The organism is Gemmiger formicilis, from assembly GCF_016901605.1.
GTDB classification, from domain to species: domain Bacteria; phylum Bacillota; class Clostridia; order Oscillospirales; family Ruminococcaceae; genus Gemmiger; species Gemmiger formicilis_B.
The window spans coordinates 1-609 of sequence record NZ_JACJKP010000387.1 but is presented as its reverse complement, the minus strand read 5'-3'; the positions used below and the strand labels follow the sequence as shown (position 1 = coordinate 609).

Sequence of the window (609 nt, the reverse complement as noted above, 5' to 3'; positions counted from 1 at the left end):
AGAAACCAAGCATCATATGGATGCATTCATCTATACAACCAAGGTGTTCAGCAAGAACATTTGGAATAACCTCCCATGACATAGGTGTATATTTCTTCCCATTTACCGTGTTTTCGTACTGCACAATCCTCTGGAATAAAAATGAAACATGCATCCTTGCGTCCATGTCACCTAGCTCTTTTTCAATAAAGTCTACATACTTTTGCATATGGGCACACCTTAAGCTTTCATCTATCTGCTCCTCATCCAAAAAGCAATACATTGCAACATTTAATAAATCGCAAACATTAGCATTCTCATCACTCAACAAGGCATAGAATCGTTTTACATATCTCACTCGACGGATTTCCGCTAGCATTTTTTCCGTAAGCTCAGTGTTATAAGTCCCATCAAAAGGCGGTTTATAGCCGTCTGGTGGCAGTTGATGCCTCATTAGCCATTTTTTTAGGTCATCTGTTGAACATATTGTTTCTTGCATTTTTTCTAAATCGTCATGTGTCAAAGCCTGGTAACGCGTTGCAGCCCTTTCTTCTATGCTTTGCTTTACTTGTTTCTCTTCCGTTACCATTTCACACCAGCGAAAGACATTTTCAGTACGGTAAAACACGG

Annotated in this window: 1 protein-coding gene; it reads right to left on the bottom strand. The window is 39.4% G+C overall.

What is annotated here, in order from left to right:
* Positions 1-609 (bottom strand): hypothetical protein (locus H6B10_RS15035; protein WP_204652313.1); only part of this gene is annotated, 609 nt, incomplete at both ends.